Annotated in this window: 17 protein-coding genes; 3 read left to right on the top strand and 14 right to left on the bottom strand. The window is 50.1% G+C overall.

Translation table 11 applies throughout. From position 1 onward, the window contains the following. Window position 1: 1 nt before the first annotated feature. The 3 genes from lipA to ACO0K2_RS06805 form a co-directional block, all read right to left on the bottom strand. Entirely contained in the window at window positions 2–997 is a 996-nt protein-coding gene (gene lipA, locus ACO0K2_RS06795; protein WP_423017070.1) for a lipoyl synthase, read from the bottom strand. Between the two features lie 33 nt (window positions 998–1030). Next, on the bottom strand, window positions 1031–1696 hold the full coding sequence (gene lipB / locus ACO0K2_RS06800) for a lipoyl(octanoyl) transferase LipB (protein WP_423017072.1): 666 nt from the start codon (window positions 1694–1696) through the stop codon (window positions 1031–1033). 146 nt (window positions 1697–1842) lie between these two features. Beyond that, the gene (locus ACO0K2_RS06805) at window positions 1843–2166 is read right to left on the bottom strand and encodes a DUF2917 domain-containing protein (RefSeq protein WP_423017074.1); all 324 of its coding nucleotides are present in this window, start codon (window positions 2164–2166) and stop codon (window positions 1843–1845) included. A 187-nt stretch (window positions 2167–2353) separates the two neighbouring features. Between ACO0K2_RS06805 and gcvA the strand changes: the two genes are divergently transcribed. Continuing rightward, window positions 2354–3244, top strand: coding sequence for a transcriptional regulator GcvA (gene gcvA / locus ACO0K2_RS06810; RefSeq protein ID WP_423017076.1), 891 nt, complete (start codon window positions 2354–2356; stop codon window positions 3242–3244). Between the two features lie 18 nt (window positions 3245–3262). Here the strand turns inward: gcvA and ACO0K2_RS06815 are convergent, their stop codons facing one another. Next, window positions 3263–4063, bottom strand: coding sequence for a DeoR/GlpR family DNA-binding transcription regulator (locus ACO0K2_RS06815; protein WP_423017077.1), 801 nt, complete (start codon window positions 4061–4063; stop codon window positions 3263–3265). 532 nt (window positions 4064–4595) lie between these two features. Here ACO0K2_RS06815 and glpD point away from each other — a divergent pair. Further along, window positions 4596–6110, top strand: a complete 1515-nt coding sequence (gene glpD, locus ACO0K2_RS06820; RefSeq protein WP_423017079.1) for a glycerol-3-phosphate dehydrogenase — start codon at window positions 4596–4598, stop codon at window positions 6108–6110. Window positions 6111–6279: 169 nt separating this feature from the next. Continuing rightward, entirely contained in the window at window positions 6280–7779 is a 1500-nt protein-coding gene (gene glpK / locus ACO0K2_RS06825) for a glycerol kinase GlpK (protein ID WP_423017081.1), read from the top strand. Between the two features lie 164 nt (window positions 7780–7943). On the opposite strand, the gene ACO0K2_RS06830 is transcribed toward glpK, so the two are convergent. The 10 genes from ACO0K2_RS06830 to ACO0K2_RS06875 form a co-directional block, all read right to left on the bottom strand. Beyond that, complete coding sequence (locus ACO0K2_RS06830; RefSeq protein WP_423017083.1) at window positions 7944–8225, bottom strand: DUF493 family protein; 282 nt, start codon at window positions 8223–8225, stop codon at window positions 7944–7946. A gap of 158 nt (window positions 8226–8383) precedes the next feature. Beyond that, on the bottom strand, window positions 8384–9229 hold the full coding sequence (locus tag ACO0K2_RS06835) for a D-amino acid aminotransferase (RefSeq protein WP_423017085.1): 846 nt from the start codon (window positions 9227–9229) through the stop codon (window positions 8384–8386). A 196-nt stretch (window positions 9230–9425) separates the two neighbouring features. Then, window positions 9426–10574 carry a D-alanyl-D-alanine carboxypeptidase family protein gene (locus ACO0K2_RS06840; RefSeq protein ID WP_423017087.1) on the bottom strand — a complete coding sequence of 383 codons (1149 nt, stop codon included), beginning with the start codon at window positions 10572–10574 and terminating at the stop codon, window positions 9426–9428. A 76-nt stretch (window positions 10575–10650) separates the two neighbouring features. Then, the gene (locus ACO0K2_RS06845) at window positions 10651–11289 is read right to left on the bottom strand and encodes an alpha/beta hydrolase (RefSeq protein ID WP_423017089.1); all 639 of its coding nucleotides are present in this window, start codon (window positions 11287–11289) and stop codon (window positions 10651–10653) included. Then, window positions 11286–11612, bottom strand: a complete 327-nt coding sequence (locus tag ACO0K2_RS06850; protein ID WP_423017091.1) for a (2Fe-2S) ferredoxin domain-containing protein — start codon at window positions 11610–11612, stop codon at window positions 11286–11288. The genes ACO0K2_RS06845 and ACO0K2_RS06850 overlap by 4 nt, the downstream gene beginning before the upstream one ends. 80 nt (window positions 11613–11692) lie before the next feature. Continuing rightward, window positions 11693–12829, bottom strand: coding sequence for a VanZ family protein (locus tag ACO0K2_RS06855; RefSeq protein ID WP_423017093.1), 1137 nt, complete (start codon window positions 12827–12829; stop codon window positions 11693–11695). 39 nt (window positions 12830–12868) lie between these two features. Continuing rightward, window positions 12869–13540, bottom strand: a complete 672-nt coding sequence (locus ACO0K2_RS06860) for an ABC-type transport auxiliary lipoprotein family protein (protein ID WP_423017095.1) — start codon at window positions 13538–13540, stop codon at window positions 12869–12871. Between the two features lie 10 nt (window positions 13541–13550). Next, window positions 13551–14507, bottom strand: coding sequence for an MlaD family protein (locus tag ACO0K2_RS06865; RefSeq protein WP_423017097.1), 957 nt, complete (start codon window positions 14505–14507; stop codon window positions 13551–13553). Window positions 14508–14514: 7 nt separating this feature from the next. After that, window positions 14515–15297, bottom strand: coding sequence for an ABC transporter ATP-binding protein (locus ACO0K2_RS06870; RefSeq protein ID WP_423017099.1), 783 nt, complete (start codon window positions 15295–15297; stop codon window positions 14515–14517). A gap of 3 nt (window positions 15298–15300) precedes the next feature. Further along, a complete protein-coding gene (locus ACO0K2_RS06875) occupies window positions 15301–16425 on the bottom strand; it encodes an MlaE family ABC transporter permease (protein ID WP_423017478.1) in 1125 nt (374 codons plus the stop codon). Window positions 16426–16519: the final 94 nt, after the last annotated feature.

Consider the following 16519-nt stretch of genomic DNA (forward strand, 5'->3'; position numbering starts at 1 on the left):
TTTACTCGCCAATCCCATGGGCTTGCTGATCAGCATGGTAGCTAGAGCGAACCATGGCGCCGACGGCAGCGTGGGCGAAGCCCATTTTGTAGGCTTCTTCTTCGTACATTTTGAAAACGTCAGGATGGACATAGCGACGTACTGGTAAGTGGTGGCCACTTGGTGCGAGATACTGGCCGATGGTCAGCATGTCGACGTTGTGGGCACGCATGTCGCGCATGACTTGCAATACTTCTTCGTCTGTTTCTCCGAGTCCCACCATGATGCCGGATTTGGTTGGTGTGTTCGGGTGCATTTCTTTGAAGCGTTTTAACAGATTCAACGAGTATTCGTAGTCAGAACCTGGACGGGCTTCTTTGTACAAGCGCGGTGCTGTTTCCAAATTGTGGTTCATCACATCGGGCGGTGCCATGTTCAGAATTTCTAAGGCACGGTCCATGCGACCACGGAAGTCAGGCGTCAGAATTTCGATGCGGGTATTTGGTGACAATTCGCGGATTTTGCTGATGCATTCGGCAAAATGGGCTGCGCCGCCGTCACGCAGATCATCACGATCAACGGACGTAATCACAACGTAACTCAGTTTGAGGTCTGCAATCGTTTTTGCCAGATTCGCTGGTTCATTGACATCGAGTGGATCTGGGCGGCCATGACCGACGTCGCAGAATGGGCAGCGACGGGTGCACTTATCACCCATGATCATGAAGGTGGCGGTACCTTTGCCAAAGCATTCGCCGATATTCGGGCAAGAGGCTTCTTCGCAAACCGTCACGAGATTGTTTGCACGCAGAATATCTTTGATTTCATAAAAGCGCGTCGTTGGGGAACCTGCTTTGACGCGAATCCAGTCTGGTTTCGGTAAGCGCTCCATGGGCACGATCTTAATTGGAATACGCGCAGTTTTACTCGCGCCTTTTTGCTTTTCAGTCGGATCGTAAGCGGCTGTGGCCGCGTTGCTGGTATCAGCGGGAGAGACGGGAGTATTTTCGGTTGTCATGGTACGGAGCGGTATCGAAAAATTCAGAAAAATTCAATCGGTTGCAGACAGTAAGTCTTGCAATTGTTGTGCGAGGGTCTGTTGCACGTCAGCCAGTGGCACCTGGATGCCCAGTGTTTTCATATCTACGGTCGCAAGGCCTGCATAGCCGCAAGGATTAATCCACGAGAAGGGCGCCAGGTCCATATCGACATTGAGCGACACCCCGTGATAAGTACATCCGTTGCCGCGCACCTTCAGGCCCAGTGCGGCGATTTTTGCGCCTTTAAATGGCCCGTGACTTACATAGATGCCTGGTGCGCCCTCTTTGCGTTCACCGTCCAGATTATACGCCGCCAGGGTGTTAATGACGGCTTGTTCAATCTGGTGAACGAATTCGCGGGCAAACAAGCGTGCTTTGGGATGGCTGCGGCGTAAATCCATCATGAGATAAATAACAACCTGGCCTGGCCCATGGTACGTGACTTCTCCACCACGGTCGGTTTGCACGACAGGAATATCGTGGGCCGCTAATACATGCGACTGATCCGCCCCGAGACCCAGTGTAAATACCGGCGGGTGTTCGACGATCCAAAATTCGTTAGGCGTGTTGGCATCGCGGGCATCGGTAAACGCGCGCATCGCATCGAATGTCTGCTGGTAAGGCTCAAGGCCACGGTGCAGGACGAGGGGTGTAGTGGAAGAAGTGCTGGTTTGCATAGACCGCTAGTTTAACATTCCTGACCTACGGATGTCGTTTTTCCTGCGGGATATCTTGTGGCAACAGCTGAAATTCGACGCCAATCAAAGATGGGCATTGGTTGGCGTCGTGTTATCTGAACAACCTTGCTGATTGCCTGATGGTATTAAGCGAAAGCGTGGGACAGCTTGTGGGTGAGCTTTTGAAAGTAAGCGCCCAATGCAAAGTCGTTTTGTTTGCGCATTGCTGGTGCAGTCACTGTTTGAAGTTCAATCAGACTCGTTTGCTGATCTGCCTCTACGACGACCATGCGATTTGCTGGGATGACAACTGTATCGTCGTCATTGAGCCAGAAATCAGATTCATCTCCAGCGATGGTCAGCCAAACACGGCCGGATACAACGCGAATTTTACGGTCCACTGGGGAAACGCCTGAGAGTGCTTTGCCAGTAGTGATTGTGTACGATTGGTTTGCGAAATTATTTGTCATTTCCATGCTCCTTGTATGTGCAGCAAAAAATCACACATTCGTGATCTCCAGGGGGAAAATCCAATGCTGCATTGCGATGTTCACATTGTAGGTGCTTGTGAAAAAGAAACAAAACGAGAAATTTTGGCTTTGCTTGCTAATAAAATTAGCATTATTATGCATAGAGTTAATGACGGATATATGAAAAATGGATATCAGAAAATTGCCTAATTTAGCAGCACTGCGCGCCTTTGAAGCAGCGGCCCGCCACCAAAATTTTTCGAAAGCGGCCGAAGAGATCCATTTAACGCACGGTGCTGTCAGTCATCAAGTAAGGGCGCTGGAGGAAGAGCTTAACGTGGAGCTGTTTGCGCGCCATGGCAAGCGTCTCGTGTTGAATGCTGAAGGAGAGCGCTATGCCGCAGCGATACGTCTTTGCTTACAGAATCTCGTCGAAGCAACGGAACAGTTGCAAAAACGCAATCAACAAAAGCGCCTTGGGGTGACTTCATTGCCGTCTTTTGCTGCCCGATGGTTATCGCCGCGTCTGGGGCGCTTTATTGAGCATTATCCGGACTTAGAGGTCAGTTTACAGTCGAGTAATCAACTTGCCGATTTCTCGCGTGATTCGATTGATATTGGGATTCGTTTTGGATTGGGTAACTATCCTGGTTTGGTGTCCGAATTTTTGATGGGTGATACGTATTACCCTGTCGTTAGTCCTCGCTACCATGGCGGGCAATTGCCGCAAAGCCCGGCAGAACTGGCCGCATCTCATTTACTGCGTTGCGAGGAAGAACCGTGGGAGCCTTGGTTCCGCGCGGCTGGCTTGGATAACGAAGAGCCGACTAATGGCTTGGTCTATCAGGATGCGTCGATTCTCGCTCGTGCTGCGGTGGATGGACAAGGGATTGCGCTTGGACGTCATGCGATTGTGCAATCCGATATCGAAAGCGGCCAGCTCGTTCGCTTGTTTGATATTGATATTCCGAGTCCTGTTTCTTATCACTTGGTCTACCAAGAGCAAGCATTGCAGAAGCCACAAGTGAGAGCGTTTCGTGAATGGCTCTTGAACGAAGTGGCGATGGCAAAACGTTGATTGTCGATGACTTACTGCTTACGCAATCATGACCCGCGTTTTGATTTTTTCCAAGGTTGCTTGCATCGCTTCGGGCAGGGGCTGGTCTGTAAATAAGGTATCGATTTGAGACATATGACCCAATTTGACGAGCGCAGGGCGGTCAAACTTCGAATGATCTGCCGCTAAAAAGACGGTTCTTGAATGCTGAATGATGGCGTCCGAGACGCGTACTTCGCGATAATCAAATTCGCGTAGAGTGCCATCCATTTCGATCCCAGAAATGCCGATGATGCCGAAATCGACTTGGAACTGTTTGATGACATCCACCGCAGCTTCCCCCGTCAACCCGCCATCTTTCGGGCGAACAACACCACCCGTCACAATGACCTCGATATCTTGATAGTTGCACATGATACTGGCGACGTTCATGTTATTCGTAATGACGCGTAAGTGGCGATGATTAGACAATGCACGCGCAATCTCTTCCGTCGTTGTACCGAGATTAATAAAGAGCGTTGCGTGATCGGGGATATGCTTTGCCACCAGCGCTGCGATACGGCGCTTTTCTTCTGGAAGCAAGGTCTGGCGTGCTTTGTACGCCATATTCTCCGCACTCGACAACAAGCCCGCACCACCATGAAAGCGGCGCAGCAAGTTCATATCCGCCAACAAATTAATATCGCGGCGGATTGTTTGCTGCGTGACGCGGTATTGCGCTGCCAGTTGTTCAACCGATGCAAAGCCATCTCGCTGTACGCCGGCCAGTAATTCTTGCTGACGCAGATTCAACGATGGAGTGAATGACTGGTCATATGGCGTGGATGGCGGAATAGACATGGGCAAAGTTCCTAGCGCGACAAAAAAAGTAATGGAATGCAAGGCTGGAATATACATGATGATCGGATGAATATTCAAATTGAAACGTGTTCACGCACGTATAAATCGGATCCTTTTCATCCTGTTGTCATCCCGTTGTCATCGTGCCTGATGTTTGAGGCGCAATAGGACGTGAAGCGGCGAGGGGTGGAGGCATTGGTATATTTGCTGAAGCAATTGCACTCAATGTTCGAAAGCGAACTTGAAAATATTCGTTTGATGATTTATGATCGTTTTAAAACATGAAATGAGATCATGAATCGCAATTAACGCGGTTGCACGTTTGATGAACAATCGGATGCGCTGTCGAATTCGCTATCGAATTAGTTATCGATATGGGCATTGATAAGACGCAATGAATGCTGACGATCAGCGAACGAATGGCGTGGATTCATGAGCGTAGAATGGCGTTCATCTTCGTAGTCGTTCTGGGTTTCAATCTTATTTCCCTCTTCTTAATGATTTTTCTTAATGGAAATGGTGGTTTGGTGTCATGACGGACGATCTGCATTACGATTTGCTGGTGGTGGGCGGTGGTATTAACGGTGCTGGCATCGCGCGCGATGCCGCCGGCCGTGGATTGCGTGTCTTGCTGTGTGAAAAGAATGATCTTGCTGGTCATACTTCCTCGGCAAGTACCAAGCTTATTCATGGGGGATTACGCTATCTGGAATACTACGAGTTCGGACTCGTACGTAAAGCACTGAAGGAGCGTGAGGTACTGCTCCGCGCTGCGCCGCACATTATCTGGCCGTTACGTTTTGTGATGCCGCATGTGCCCCATTTGCGTCCGGCGTGGATGATCCGTCTCGGTCTCTTCTTGTATGATCATCTCAGTCAACGTGAGCTTTTACCCGGTTCTCGTGGCCTGAATTTAAGGGCCAGCCCCTTCGGCGAACCACTACATGATCGTTTACAACAGGGCTTTGTGTACTCGGATGCATGGGTAGATGATGCTCGGCTTGTTGTTCTGAACGCGATGGATGCGCAAGAACGAGGTGCACGAATTTTAACGCGCACCAAACTTCATTCGGCACACCGAGAGGCAGGTGTCTGGCAAGCGACACTGATCAAAGATCAACAGACAGAGATTCAGGTCTCCGCGCGCGCTATCGTCAATGCCGCTGGTCCATGGGCGACCGACTTACTCCATCAGCAATTACATCAGACCGCAAGAAACGATGTGCGGCTGGTTAAGGGAAGTCACATTATTGTGAAGAAAATGTTTGCGCACGATCACGCCTACATTTTCCAGAACCCCGATAAGCGAATCATCTTCGCGATTCCTTACGAACAGGAATTCACCTTAATCGGCACGACGGATCTGGAGTATCGGGGTGATCCAGGCGCAGTGACGATTTCGTCGGACGAAGTTACTTATTTGTGTGAATCAGCTAATCGCTATTTCAAACAGCATATTGGAGCGGAGGACGTCGTTTGGACGTATTCTGGTGTGCGTCCTTTGCTGGAGCAAGAAGAGGCAGATAACCCGTCTGCCGTCACGCGGGACTATCACCTTGAGCTTGATACCCATGGCGATCAGGCAGCATTGCTATCTGTCTTTGGAGGGAAAATCACGACTTTCCGTTGTCTCGCGCAAGAAGCCGTCGACATGCTGGCACAGCCTTTAGGTATCATGAAAGGACCTTGGACAGCGACTGCGTCCTTACCAGGCGGAGACATTCCTCAAGCTGATTTCAATGGCTTTTTGCAACGCTTTCAAGCACAGTTTTCTTGGCTTCCTGCCCCACTGGCACGTCGATATGCGCGTAGTTACGGAACGCGCGTCACAACCTTGCTGGCAAATTGTCACAATATGGCAGATCTAGGGGAAGAACTGACGCCGGGTTTACATGAGGCGGAGGCGCGATATTTGGTCAAGCACGAATGGGCAATGACAACGGAAGATATCCTGTGGCGCAGAACGAAGTTAGGATTACATGCCACCCATGAGCAGAAAGCAGCACTGCAGTCAGCCATTGACCGTTTGCTCGCTCTGCATTCATGATTACCGTCTGTGTTTAAAAAGAGCGCTTCCATGCGTTGAACCGTGAACGCCGCCATATCGGCAATATGAACGACAACAACGACAACAACGACAACAACGACAACAACAACAACGACAACAATACAACCAATAAAAATAATAACGACGCACTTTGATGGAGAAGACAACGATGAGTGGGCAATATATTTTGGCGTTAGATCAAGGCACCACCAGTTCACGCGCGGTGCTGTTCGATCATGACGGTAACGTCGTATCGGTTGCGCAAAAAGAGTTTCAGCAAATCTATCCGCAACCTGGGTGGGTGGAACACGACCCGCAGGAAATCTGGTCAACACAGGCAGGTGTCGCTGCGGAGGCAGTGGCACATGCAGGCCTCACCGGTGGATCCATCGCCGCTATTGGTATCACTAATCAGCGAGAAACGACGATTGTGTGGGATCGCCATACTGGACGCCCACTCTACAATGCGATTGTCTGGCAAGACCGTCGTACCGCAGAATTTTGCGATGAATTGAAACAGCAGGGGAAAGAGGCGTCTGTCCGTGCGAAGACTGGCTTACCGATTGATGCTTATTTTTCAGCGACCAAAATCCGGTGGATTCTCGATCACGTTGAAGGTGCGCGCGAACTTGCATTGCAAGGACAACTCGCGTTCGGTACGGTTGATGCTTGGCTTGTCTGGAATTTTTCTCAGCGACAACTGCATGTCACTGATGTGACCAACGCATCCCGCACGATGCTATTCAATATTCATACCTTGCAATGGGATGAAGAGTTGCTGGCGCTGTTTGATATTCCGCGCAGTATGTTACCCGAGGTGCGTTCGTGTTCTGAAATCTATGGAAAAACAAACACCTCCTTATTCGCCTCTGAAATCCCGATTGCGGGAATCGCTGGCGATCAACATGCTGCGTTATTCGGACAAATGTGTACGCACCCTGGGATGGTCAAAAATACCTACGGCACGGGTTGTTTTCTGGTTATGCAAACGGGGAATACACCGATCGAATCAAAAAATAATCTTGTGACGACCATTGCTTGGAAAATCAGTCAAGAAGTGCACTATGCGCTTGAAGGCAGTATTTTTATTGGCGGTGCCGTTGTGCAATGGTTGCGTGATGGCCTCGGTATCATTCGTCAGGCATCCGATATTGAAGCACTAGCGCAGAGTGTTCCGCATAGCGATGGCGTCTACTTGGTTCCCGCTTTTGCTGGCTTGGGAGCGCCGCATTGGAATCCCCGAGCGCGTGGAAGCTTATTCGGTGTGACGAGAGGGACGACCTCAGCGCATATCGCCCGAGCCGCACTCGATAGTATTGCCTATCAGTCAGTGGACGTATTAAGGGCGATGGAGGCAGATCTGTCCGGGCCGATTACTGAACTGCGCGTTGATGGCGGAGCGGTTGCAAACAACCTCCTCATGCAATTTCAATCTGATCTTCTTGGCGTGGATGTCGTTCGTCCGCAAGTGACTGAGACCACGGCACTAGGGGCTGCGTATCTCGCCGGCCTCGCAGTGGGGTATTGGAAAGATCTTGAAGAATTGCAGCAACAATGGAAATTAAATCACCGTTTCACACCGCAGATGCCTCAAGAGGATGTGCACCATCGTATGCGCGGCTGGCAGCGTGCGATCAGAGCGAGTAAGGCTTGGGCTGATGATGTTTGATCGAAAGGCTGTCGTGGGTTCCGAGAGCAAAATGCGAGGAAACCCACAGCAGGCTTTGTTGAGTTTGTGACGTGGTTTTGTTACTGGGTGTTCGTTGCTTTAGGTTTGTTACCTGAGCTTGATCCCTGAACTTGATCCTTGAGTTTGATCTCTCAGTCTATGGCTTATAAAACAACTTTCACCATCGGATGTGCAGATAACTCACGATACAAGTTGTCGAGTTGTTCACGACTTGTTGCCCACACCGTGACAGTCAAGGCGAGATAAGTCCCTTTACTTGAAGGGCGCATTTCCAGCTTGCCTGCGTGAAATGTTGGATCATAAGTGGTTACCACTTCCACGATCGTTTGTGCAAACGCATCGTGCATCGCGCCCATGATTTTGATGGGAAATTCGCTGGGATAAACAATCAGACTTTCTTCTGGGGGAATGGGTTTCATTTCCATCGTGGTTCCTTTTCTATATGTCGTTGCACAGACTCGCTGTTGCTCACTGCTTGACGGACAGAGGCGCCTTGTTAGCGCCGCGTCCGTCATTGTGTCTGCGTTGGTTTGCGTCATTCCGCAGCACCAGTTCAAGAAATGAAACCGGATGGCAGGATGGCTTATGTCGCTTTGGCTTGCTGATAAGCTTGAAACAATTGTTGGTAAATGGGGCCAGGTTTGCCTTTTCCAATAGTCTGCTCGTCAATACGAACAACAGCAAGAATTTCTTTTGTTGCCGAAGAGAGCATGACTTCGTCTGCAGCAAACACTTCTTCTTTCGTGATGCGACGTGCCTCAAGGGGTATGTTCTGGGCGGCACATAATTCTTGAATGAGCCCGTAACGGATTCCCTCGAGAATCAGATTATCTTTTGGCGGACCGGCCATCACGCCATTTTTGACAATCCAAACATTCGACGACGAGGCCTCTGTCAGGTAGCCATCGCGAAACTGGATACTTTCAGTCACGCCATGCTCCGCAGCGTTTTCCGCCGCCAGCACGTTACCTAGCAGCGAGATCGATTTGATTTCACAACGCAACCAACGCTTGTCTTCCATTGACACACAAGCAACACCCTGTTCGCGTGCCGTCGCGGACGGTAAGACGATGGGGTTGGTCATGATGAACACAGTCGGTGTTGCCTCTTTCGGAAACGCGTGCGCCCGCTTCGCTACGCCGCGGGTTACTTGGATATAGACCATCTGATCATCCGCTTCATGGGCTGTCATCACTTGATCAATCAGCGAGAGCCATTCTTCTTTGCTATGCGGATTTGTTATACCTATCGCCGTCAGGCTGCGAAAAAGACGCGCGAGATGTTGGTCCGAGCGGAACATTTTTCGCTGATAGACAGGGATGACTTCATAAATACCGTCGCCAAAGATAAACCCACGATCAAGTACGGGGATTTTTGCTTCAGAGAGTGGCGTCAGGGAACCGTTAAGATAGACCAGAGGATCAGACATGATGATTTTTCCGTCAGTTGAAAGATGAAATCATTTTTGCACAGAATGCGCTGACGTATTATGCAAATAAAGCATGCAGATCGCACAGAAAGCTGCCATCAATATGCTTCAATATAGAACAACGCCCCGGCAGGACGATGCTTACCGGGGCGTAATGTGTTGTGTGCAGTCGCAATGCTGCACACGGTTCTGCTTGTTATTTAAGCATTAAACGGATCGAATCCCAAGCACGTCCAAAAATACTCGCTTGGTCGACTTGTTCCATTGCCGTTACTGGGAACTCGGCAACAGGCTTGCCGTCAAGCATCATTTTGACGGTACCCACTTTGCTGTTTAAAGCGATAGGGGCGATCAGAGGATCTTTGCGTTCCAAGGCTGGTTTGAGTCGCGCAGCAGAGCCTTTTGGTAATGTGACATACAGATCATGATCAAAACCAATTTTGACTTGTGCTTGCGAGCCTTTCCAGACTGGCGGGGTGTCGAGTGTCTGACCTTTGGCATACAGTTTGACCGTGTCAAAATTGAGGTAGCCCCAGTTCAATAATTTCAGGCTCTCTTGTGCGCGGATTTGGTCGCTGTCAGCACCGGTAATCACGGAGATCAGACGACGCTGTCCGCTGCCGTTTGGACGGTTAGCAGAAGAAATTAAGCAGTATTTTGCGGATTCGGTATGACCAGTTTTCATACCATCGACGGTTGGGTCCAGCCACAGCAGACGGTTGCGGTTAGGCTGTGTGATCTTGTTGTACGTATAGCTTTTGGTGCTGTAGTACGTTTTGTAAAAAGCCGGGAAATCGTTAATCAGGCGTGCTGCTAACACGGATAAATCACGGGCGGTGGAATAGTTCTCAGGGCTAGGCAAACCATGTGGGTTGGCATAGTGCGTTGACTTCATGCCAATTCGTTCCGCTTGACGGTTCATTTGGACGACAAAGGCTTCCTCGCTTCCTGCGACAGCCTCAGCCAGTGCGACGGCGGCATCGTTTCCGGAATCGACGATCAATCCATACAATAATTCATTGATTGTCACTGGTTTATTGGGCTCAATGAACATTTTTGAACTGCTGGAATCGACCTTCCAGGCGTGGGGTGAGACATTCACACTTTGGTTCAAGTCGAGTTTTTTCTCATTGAGCGCAGTAAATACCAAATACGCAGTCATGATTTTTGTCAGCGATGCTGGCTCGATGCGCATGTCAGGCTCTTGCGCAGCAATGACTTGGCTGCTGGTGACATCCAAAAGTAACCATGAACGTGCGGCAATCGTTGGTGTAGGGAGAGATTGGGCCATCGCAGCTGACATCGTCAGCAAGGAGGCGGCAACGGTAGCGAGAAATTTTTTCATTGATGCAACTTATAAAAATAAAAACGGAAATCGGTAGCGCCAGAGCGGATCTGATGGCGCAGGCGGTGACAGCGCCTTATGTTTTATCCCACAAACTAGTCACTAATTGCTTGATGTGATGGAGACGCCGATGGAAAAAATGATCCGCGCCAGGGATGACGGTGACGGGAATATCCTGTGGTCGTAGCCAGTCAAGCACAGCCGATAACGGAATCGTGTCATCGAGCTCACCATGGATCAAAATCGTATTAGCGGGAATATCAGGCATCGCCCATTTACCGGCTGCAGCACCGACCAGTACCAGACGGTCAGCCGCTTCATTATTGGCGATCAGACGCTGTTGCAGACAGGATTGCACAAACGTGCCGAAGGAAAAGCCTGCCAGAGCGACAGGCAGACCAGGAAACCGCTGACGCATGTGCGCTAAGAGCAACGCCATGTCATCCGTCTCACCGACGCCGGCATCGTGGACGCCAGCCGATTGACCCACACCGCGAAAATTCATCCTCACGGTGGCATAGCCGAGCCCAGTAAAAGTCCGCGCCAGTGTTTGGGCGACTTTGTTGTCCATCGTGCCACCATAGAGTGGGTGAGGGTGGGCAACGAGTGCCAAGCCAATCGGTGTTGCGAGGGTGTCAGGATCAGGCAAGTCAAGCGCGCATTGCAGAGGACCGACTGCACCGTCGATCAGGAAATGTTCAGTATGGGCATTCATGAATTGGGTAATTTCAAACGTTCAACGATACCGCCGCCAATCAGGTCAACATCAATAATTTCATCGATATCGGATTGATCCACGAAGGTGTACCACGTCCCTTGTGGATAGACGACTAATACCGGACCCTCTTCGCAACGGTCAAGGCAACCCGCTTTATTGATGCGAATTTTGCCATGTCCATTCATATCTAGTTGCTTCACCCGACGCTTGGCATGCTCTTGGGCTGCTTGCGCTCCCCGATCAGAGCAGCAAGGACGACCGTCCTCGCGTTGATTCATGCAAAAAAACACATGTTTTTGAAAATAGAGTGGTTCAGACATGATGATGTTTTCAGTAGTTGGGGCGATGGGGTATGCCAGCTCACGCTGACATACCGATTCAACCGCTATGATACTGCAAACTAGCGCCCTTCCGGACGTGGCTTGCGTAACAAAGCCCATATCGCAAGAAATGGCCAGAATAAGGCTAAGAACTGTGCGGCCCCATTAAAGTTCAAAAATTTTCCCTGCACCCAAGCCTGCATCGTCACTTCAAAATACGGGTTGTCTGGTAATAAATTAACGACAACAAGAGAAATCAACAGCAACATGATCGCGAGACGTTTCTGAACATGGACGGGGGCAAAAGAAAACCCGTACAACATAATCATGCTAATCATCAGACCACCACGTGCACCTGGCGTGAACCAAGCAAATGCATATTCTGGATTGAACAACAGGGCACTTGCCAGTGATTTACAAACGACCGCCAAAAGCAGTAATAAAAGCGACAACATCATTTTCGGTGCGTGGCGATTGAGAAGGCTTAGGCAAATTAAAATCGCTCCCGTACAGCCACATGCAGTGATGAATGCCTCTGCCAGCAGGTAGATATCCGCATTGGGCTCAATACCCTGTAAAAAAAAGGCGCTGAGATCAATGTCCATATCAAAAAAAAGGCTTAATTTTTGAGAAATCAGCGGAAGAATTTCGCCCATCCCAAACAGATACGCTTGCGGGTAAAGCTGCGCCATGGGCCACAACCCTAAGATCACAATCTCACGGCTTGATTCCTGATAGGTCCATTGCTTGCGTAATAATTGCAGACGTCCTTTTTGCATAATCAAAGGTGTCAGCAGCGCACCAGCAATAGCGCCGAGGGTGGCACCGCCAGCGTTGGTCAGAAAGTCTAATAAGGAGGTCACACGGCTGGGAATAAAATATTGCACCAGCTCCGCCGTCGCCGAGACCGTTGCGCCGAATACTACCGCAACGACCACCGCCCACCAGCGGTGAATGCGAGGATACAAGGCAAAAACAATGAGTGCGCCGAATGGGATGTAGCCAAGAATATTGGTCGTGACATCAAACATAGTCCAATATCGAGGCCATGCACGTATGACATCCGGTAGTGCTGACAGGTTGTTGGCGCGCCAGCCGGTGAAGGGATACCAACTGGCATACAAAATTAAAAATAGATACGCCGCCAGACTCACCCGCGCAAACGGGGAACTACGCATATGTCGCTCTGTTTCTATTGTCTGAGGGGGTGTCGTCATCAATGACAGCTCGTTATGTTCTATCGTTTCGTCGTTGAATTACTTTGTCGTGACTTGTGTCAGCCATTGTTGGATGTCGTTAATGACGAGATCACACGCTTCTTGCATCGCGTGTGCCCCGCCCGCGGCATCGGCTGTTTTTCCAGCCACCTGCCGTGTGAACTGACGTTGTCCAAGAAGGACATTCCCTTTTGTGAGCATCGCACGCAGACTGACGTGGGCATGGTTGTCAGACAGGGTGTTAAAGACATGAGAAAACTCATCGATCTCGATGCGTAAGACGGGTACGCCGTTGATACTATCGTTGGTCGTCATGAGTTGGAGACCACTCGAAACACTTTGTATTTTCAAACGCTGTGCAAACAACTGCGCTGGGGGCGTGCTCCATCGCGCATTGGCATAGGCTTTCAACTGTTGACTATTGTCGTAATTGAGTCGATACCACATCGCAGTGCTATCCAGTGGCGGTGCGACGGCAATCTCAGCGAGTGCGATAGTGAAAGGTTTTTTTCCACTCATGACACCTGCTTCGGCTTGGTGTCCTTGTACGTCTTTGGTATCAACGAGCCCAAAGTCGTATTGTTGCCGTTGTACGGCATTCGTGCTCGCACAGCCGCCGATGATGCTCGCGATGACCATCAGCATGGCCCCCTTGATATAAACGCGACGTAGCAGGGGCATAGAGTGACTTATCGAACTAAGACGAAACATAGATTCTCCTTTATTGTGGAGCAGACGCTGGCGCAACAAAACCGGCCTCGCCGGGTCCTGGTGCGGCAGGTGGATTGCCAAATAAGATACTTTGTGGACGCTCATTCAAATTCTCAGTCGTACGATTGAGAAGGCGCAACGATGTGCGTGCTTCGCCGGTCAGTGTCTGAATACGCGGTAAGGTTTCTGTCGTCACGCTATGCGTTAATTGGTCTAATGTATTGTTGAAATGCGCAATCGGACCATCGGATGCCTGTAACTGTCGACTCAATTGATTGATATTTTGTGTGAATTGACTCGCATCGGCAGAGAGGTTATTGATTGACTTGAGCGTTGATTGTGTCTGATCAATCAAACCGGGAAGCTTACTCAGACTCGGTGCAATTTGGGCAGGCACCGCACCCCATTGGTCGGCGGCTTTGCTAAAGTGATCAATTGTTGCCAGAAGCGATGCAGGGTTATCAGGATCGAGCAAGTGATTGATGCGTTGTGTGAGCTCTTGTGTTTGATTCAAGATCGCGATGCCACGTTGTTCTAAAGTTTGTAAAACGCTGGAACGTAAAGGAATCTGCGGCAAGGCGTCTTTATTCTGGCTGTTAGCGAGCAAGGTCGCACCCGGCTGCTTATCGTCATCTAGCTGAACGAAAGCGATGCCGGTTACCCCTTGGTATGCAAGCGTAGCAAAGGTGGCCGTCGTGACGGGCGTTGTTGGAATGACTTCAATGCGCAGCAAAATCTGCCCAGGTACTTGGGTACTAAAATTAATGTCTGTCACATTACCGACTTTGATACCTTTGTAGCGCACAGCAGCTTGCAGATTTAATCCTGAGACCGACGAGGAGGTCACGATTTCGTAAGGGACGCGTTGAATCTTATCGTGTCCTAACCAAAAAGCAAAAAAGCAAGTAATCGTGATCAGCGCGATGGTAAAAAAACCAGCAATAAGGGCGTGAGATCGGTTTTCCATACATTTCCTATTGCCCCGCTGGGGCCATGACTTCCATCGCGCGGACACCACGTCCGCCGAGGAAAAAACTGTCGATAAATGGGTGAGGGAAGGCGACCACCTCTTGCGGTGTGCCGACAACGATCACGCGCTTTTCTGCTAAAACAGCAATCCTGCTGGACAGCGCAAATAAGCTATCGAGATCATGGGTGACCATGACAACGGTCAACCCCAGCTGCCGGTGCAGCGACAGAATTAATTGTACAAAGCTATCTGAACGGTCGGGATCCAAACCGGCCGTAGGCTCATCAAGGAATAACAACTGCGGATCAAGTGCGAGTGCGCGTGCCAAGGCAATCCGTTTAACCATCCCACCCGATAAATCAGAGGGCATTTTTCGGGCGTGTTCAAACGCGATATCGACCATTTGTAGTTTCAGGTAGACAATATCGGTGATCAATTCTTCAGGCAAGGTGGTAAATTCACGCAGTGGTTGAGCGACGTTATCAAACACACTGAGTGCCGAATAGAGCGCACCATGTTGAAACAACATACCCGATCGCTTTCGCAGGTAATTCAAATGCCCTGCCTTGGGGGCATGAATATTCTCATGAAAAACGTTGATTTGACCGCGTTTGGGAAGTTCTAGCCCCAGCATCTGGCGCATCAATACGGTTTTCCCTGTGCCAGAGCCACCAACGATCGACAAGATCTCCCCGCGCCGCACTTGTAATGCCAGATTATCGTGCACGACAGTACGTCCGAATTGTGTTCGCAATCCTTGAATGTCGATAATGTTGTCTGGTTCCATGCGTCAGTACCCCGCTTTACTAAACATAATCGCAAAAAGCGCATCGGCAATAATCACGACAGTAATGGCGGTAACAACGGCGCTATTGGTGCCGCGCCCAAGACTTTCCGTATTAGGCTCAATGCGCAAGCCAAAGTGGCAGGCAATGAGGGCGATCAGCAAACCGAAGCTTGCCCCTTTTCCGAGACCGATCCAGAAGTTCAGTAACGGAACGGCTTCGGGCAATTTATAGATAAAAAATGCAGGCGACATGCCGAGTAAAGCCTCTGCAGAAATCATGCCACCGATGAGTGCCATGATGTCCGTCCAGATGATCAATAGCGGCATAGCAATAATGAGCGCGAGTACTTTAGGCATGATCAGGCGAAATCCGTGGGGTATGCCCATGACACGCATCGCATCGAGTTCTTCGGTGACCCGCATAACACCTAGTTGCGCTGTAATCGCCGAACCAGATCGTCCTGCCACCAGAATCGCAGCGAGCATTGGACCTAGTTCCCGGATAATGCTCATGCCCAGCAAATTGACAATGTACAAGTCTCCCCCAAACGCGCGTAGCTGTTGCGCTGAAAGGTAGGAGAGCACGATACCAATCAAAATACCAACAAGCGCCGTAATCCCTAATGCTTGTGCACCCATGCGGTAGATGTTGGCGGAGATCTCTTTCCAAGGTCCCTTCATGGGATGCCTGATAAAACGCCACACATCCAGCATCAATTGCCCAAGCAAAGCAATGAAACTGAATAAATGATGAAAAAATCCCAGAACGCGATTGCCAAGCAACATCGTCCGTGTCAGACGCGGCTTGGGTGTAATAGGAAGTGGCATGGCACTCACGATGGCGAGACGTTCAAAAATGCCCTCGTGACTGGGTTGCATTATGAGAGATGGCGGACGTCGCTTCCCCCAAGCGCGCCACAGCGTTTGCGCGCCGATATGATCAAGGTTACTTAACTGACGTAAATCCCATTGGGCATCAGACCCAGCGGAGAGTGTTGCCAATTGGGCCTGAAGGGTGGCGAGCCGATCACCATGGGCGAGGGCATTGACCACCCACGCACCAGTGAGCGTAATGACTGTTTCATCGGAAACGCTTACAGCAATTGTGGGAGGAAGATCTGTGGGCATGCGATAAGTGTAAGCCAGATAAGCTTGTTGCTGCAATGGAGCGTTTTATCCTGTGATGCTGAGTCGAACAATAGACGCCGAATCGTTACTGATG

The sequence above is a fragment of the Undibacterium sp. MH2W genome (genome assembly GCF_049340215.1).
Classification (GTDB): Bacteria; Pseudomonadota; Gammaproteobacteria; order Burkholderiales; family Burkholderiaceae_D; genus Undibacterium.

Coding starts and splice junctions, on each gene's coding strand:
- glpD (WP_423017079.1), top strand. CDS start 4,596: ATGACGGACGATCTGCATTACGATTTGCTGGTGGTGGGCGGTGGTATT.
- ACO0K2_RS06840 (WP_423017087.1), bottom strand. CDS start 10,574: ATGAAAAAATTTCTCGCTACCGTTGCCGCCTCCTTGCTGACGATGTCA.
- ACO0K2_RS06805 (WP_423017074.1), bottom strand. CDS start 2,166: ATGACAAATAATTTCGCAAACCAATCGTACACAATCACTACTGGCAAA.
- ACO0K2_RS06830 (WP_423017083.1), bottom strand. CDS start 8,225: ATGGAAATGAAACCCATTCCCCCAGAAGAAAGTCTGATTGTTTATCCC.
- glpK (WP_423017081.1), top strand. CDS start 6,280: ATGAGTGGGCAATATATTTTGGCGTTAGATCAAGGCACCACCAGTTCA.
- ACO0K2_RS06860 (WP_423017095.1), bottom strand. CDS start 13,540: ATGTTTCGTCTTAGTTCGATAAGTCACTCTATGCCCCTGCTACGTCGC.
- ACO0K2_RS06845 (WP_423017089.1), bottom strand. CDS start 11,289: ATGAATGCCCATACTGAACATTTCCTGATCGACGGTGCAGTCGGTCCT.
- gcvA (WP_423017076.1), top strand. CDS start 2,354: ATGGATATCAGAAAATTGCCTAATTTAGCAGCACTGCGCGCCTTTGAA.
- ACO0K2_RS06865 (WP_423017097.1), bottom strand. CDS start 14,507: ATGGAAAACCGATCTCACGCCCTTATTGCTGGTTTTTTTACCATCGCG.
- lipA (WP_423017070.1), bottom strand. CDS start 997: ATGACAACCGAAAATACTCCCGTCTCTCCCGCTGATACCAGCAACGCG.
- ACO0K2_RS06835 (WP_423017085.1), bottom strand. CDS start 9,229: ATGTCTGATCCTCTGGTCTATCTTAACGGTTCCCTGACGCCACTCTCT.
- lipB (WP_423017072.1), bottom strand. CDS start 1,696: ATGCAAACCAGCACTTCTTCCACTACACCCCTCGTCCTGCACCGTGGC.
- ACO0K2_RS06850 (WP_423017091.1), bottom strand. CDS start 11,612: ATGTCTGAACCACTCTATTTTCAAAAACATGTGTTTTTTTGCATGAAT.
- ACO0K2_RS06875 (WP_423017478.1), bottom strand. CDS start 16,425: ATGCCCACAGATCTTCCTCCCACAATTGCTGTAAGCGTTTCCGATGAA.
- ACO0K2_RS06815 (WP_423017077.1), bottom strand. CDS start 4,063: ATGTCTATTCCGCCATCCACGCCATATGACCAGTCATTCACTCCATCG.
- ACO0K2_RS06855 (WP_423017093.1), bottom strand. CDS start 12,829: ATGACGACACCCCCTCAGACAATAGAAACAGAGCGACATATGCGTAGT.
- ACO0K2_RS06870 (WP_423017099.1), bottom strand. CDS start 15,297: ATGGAACCAGACAACATTATCGACATTCAAGGATTGCGAACACAATTC.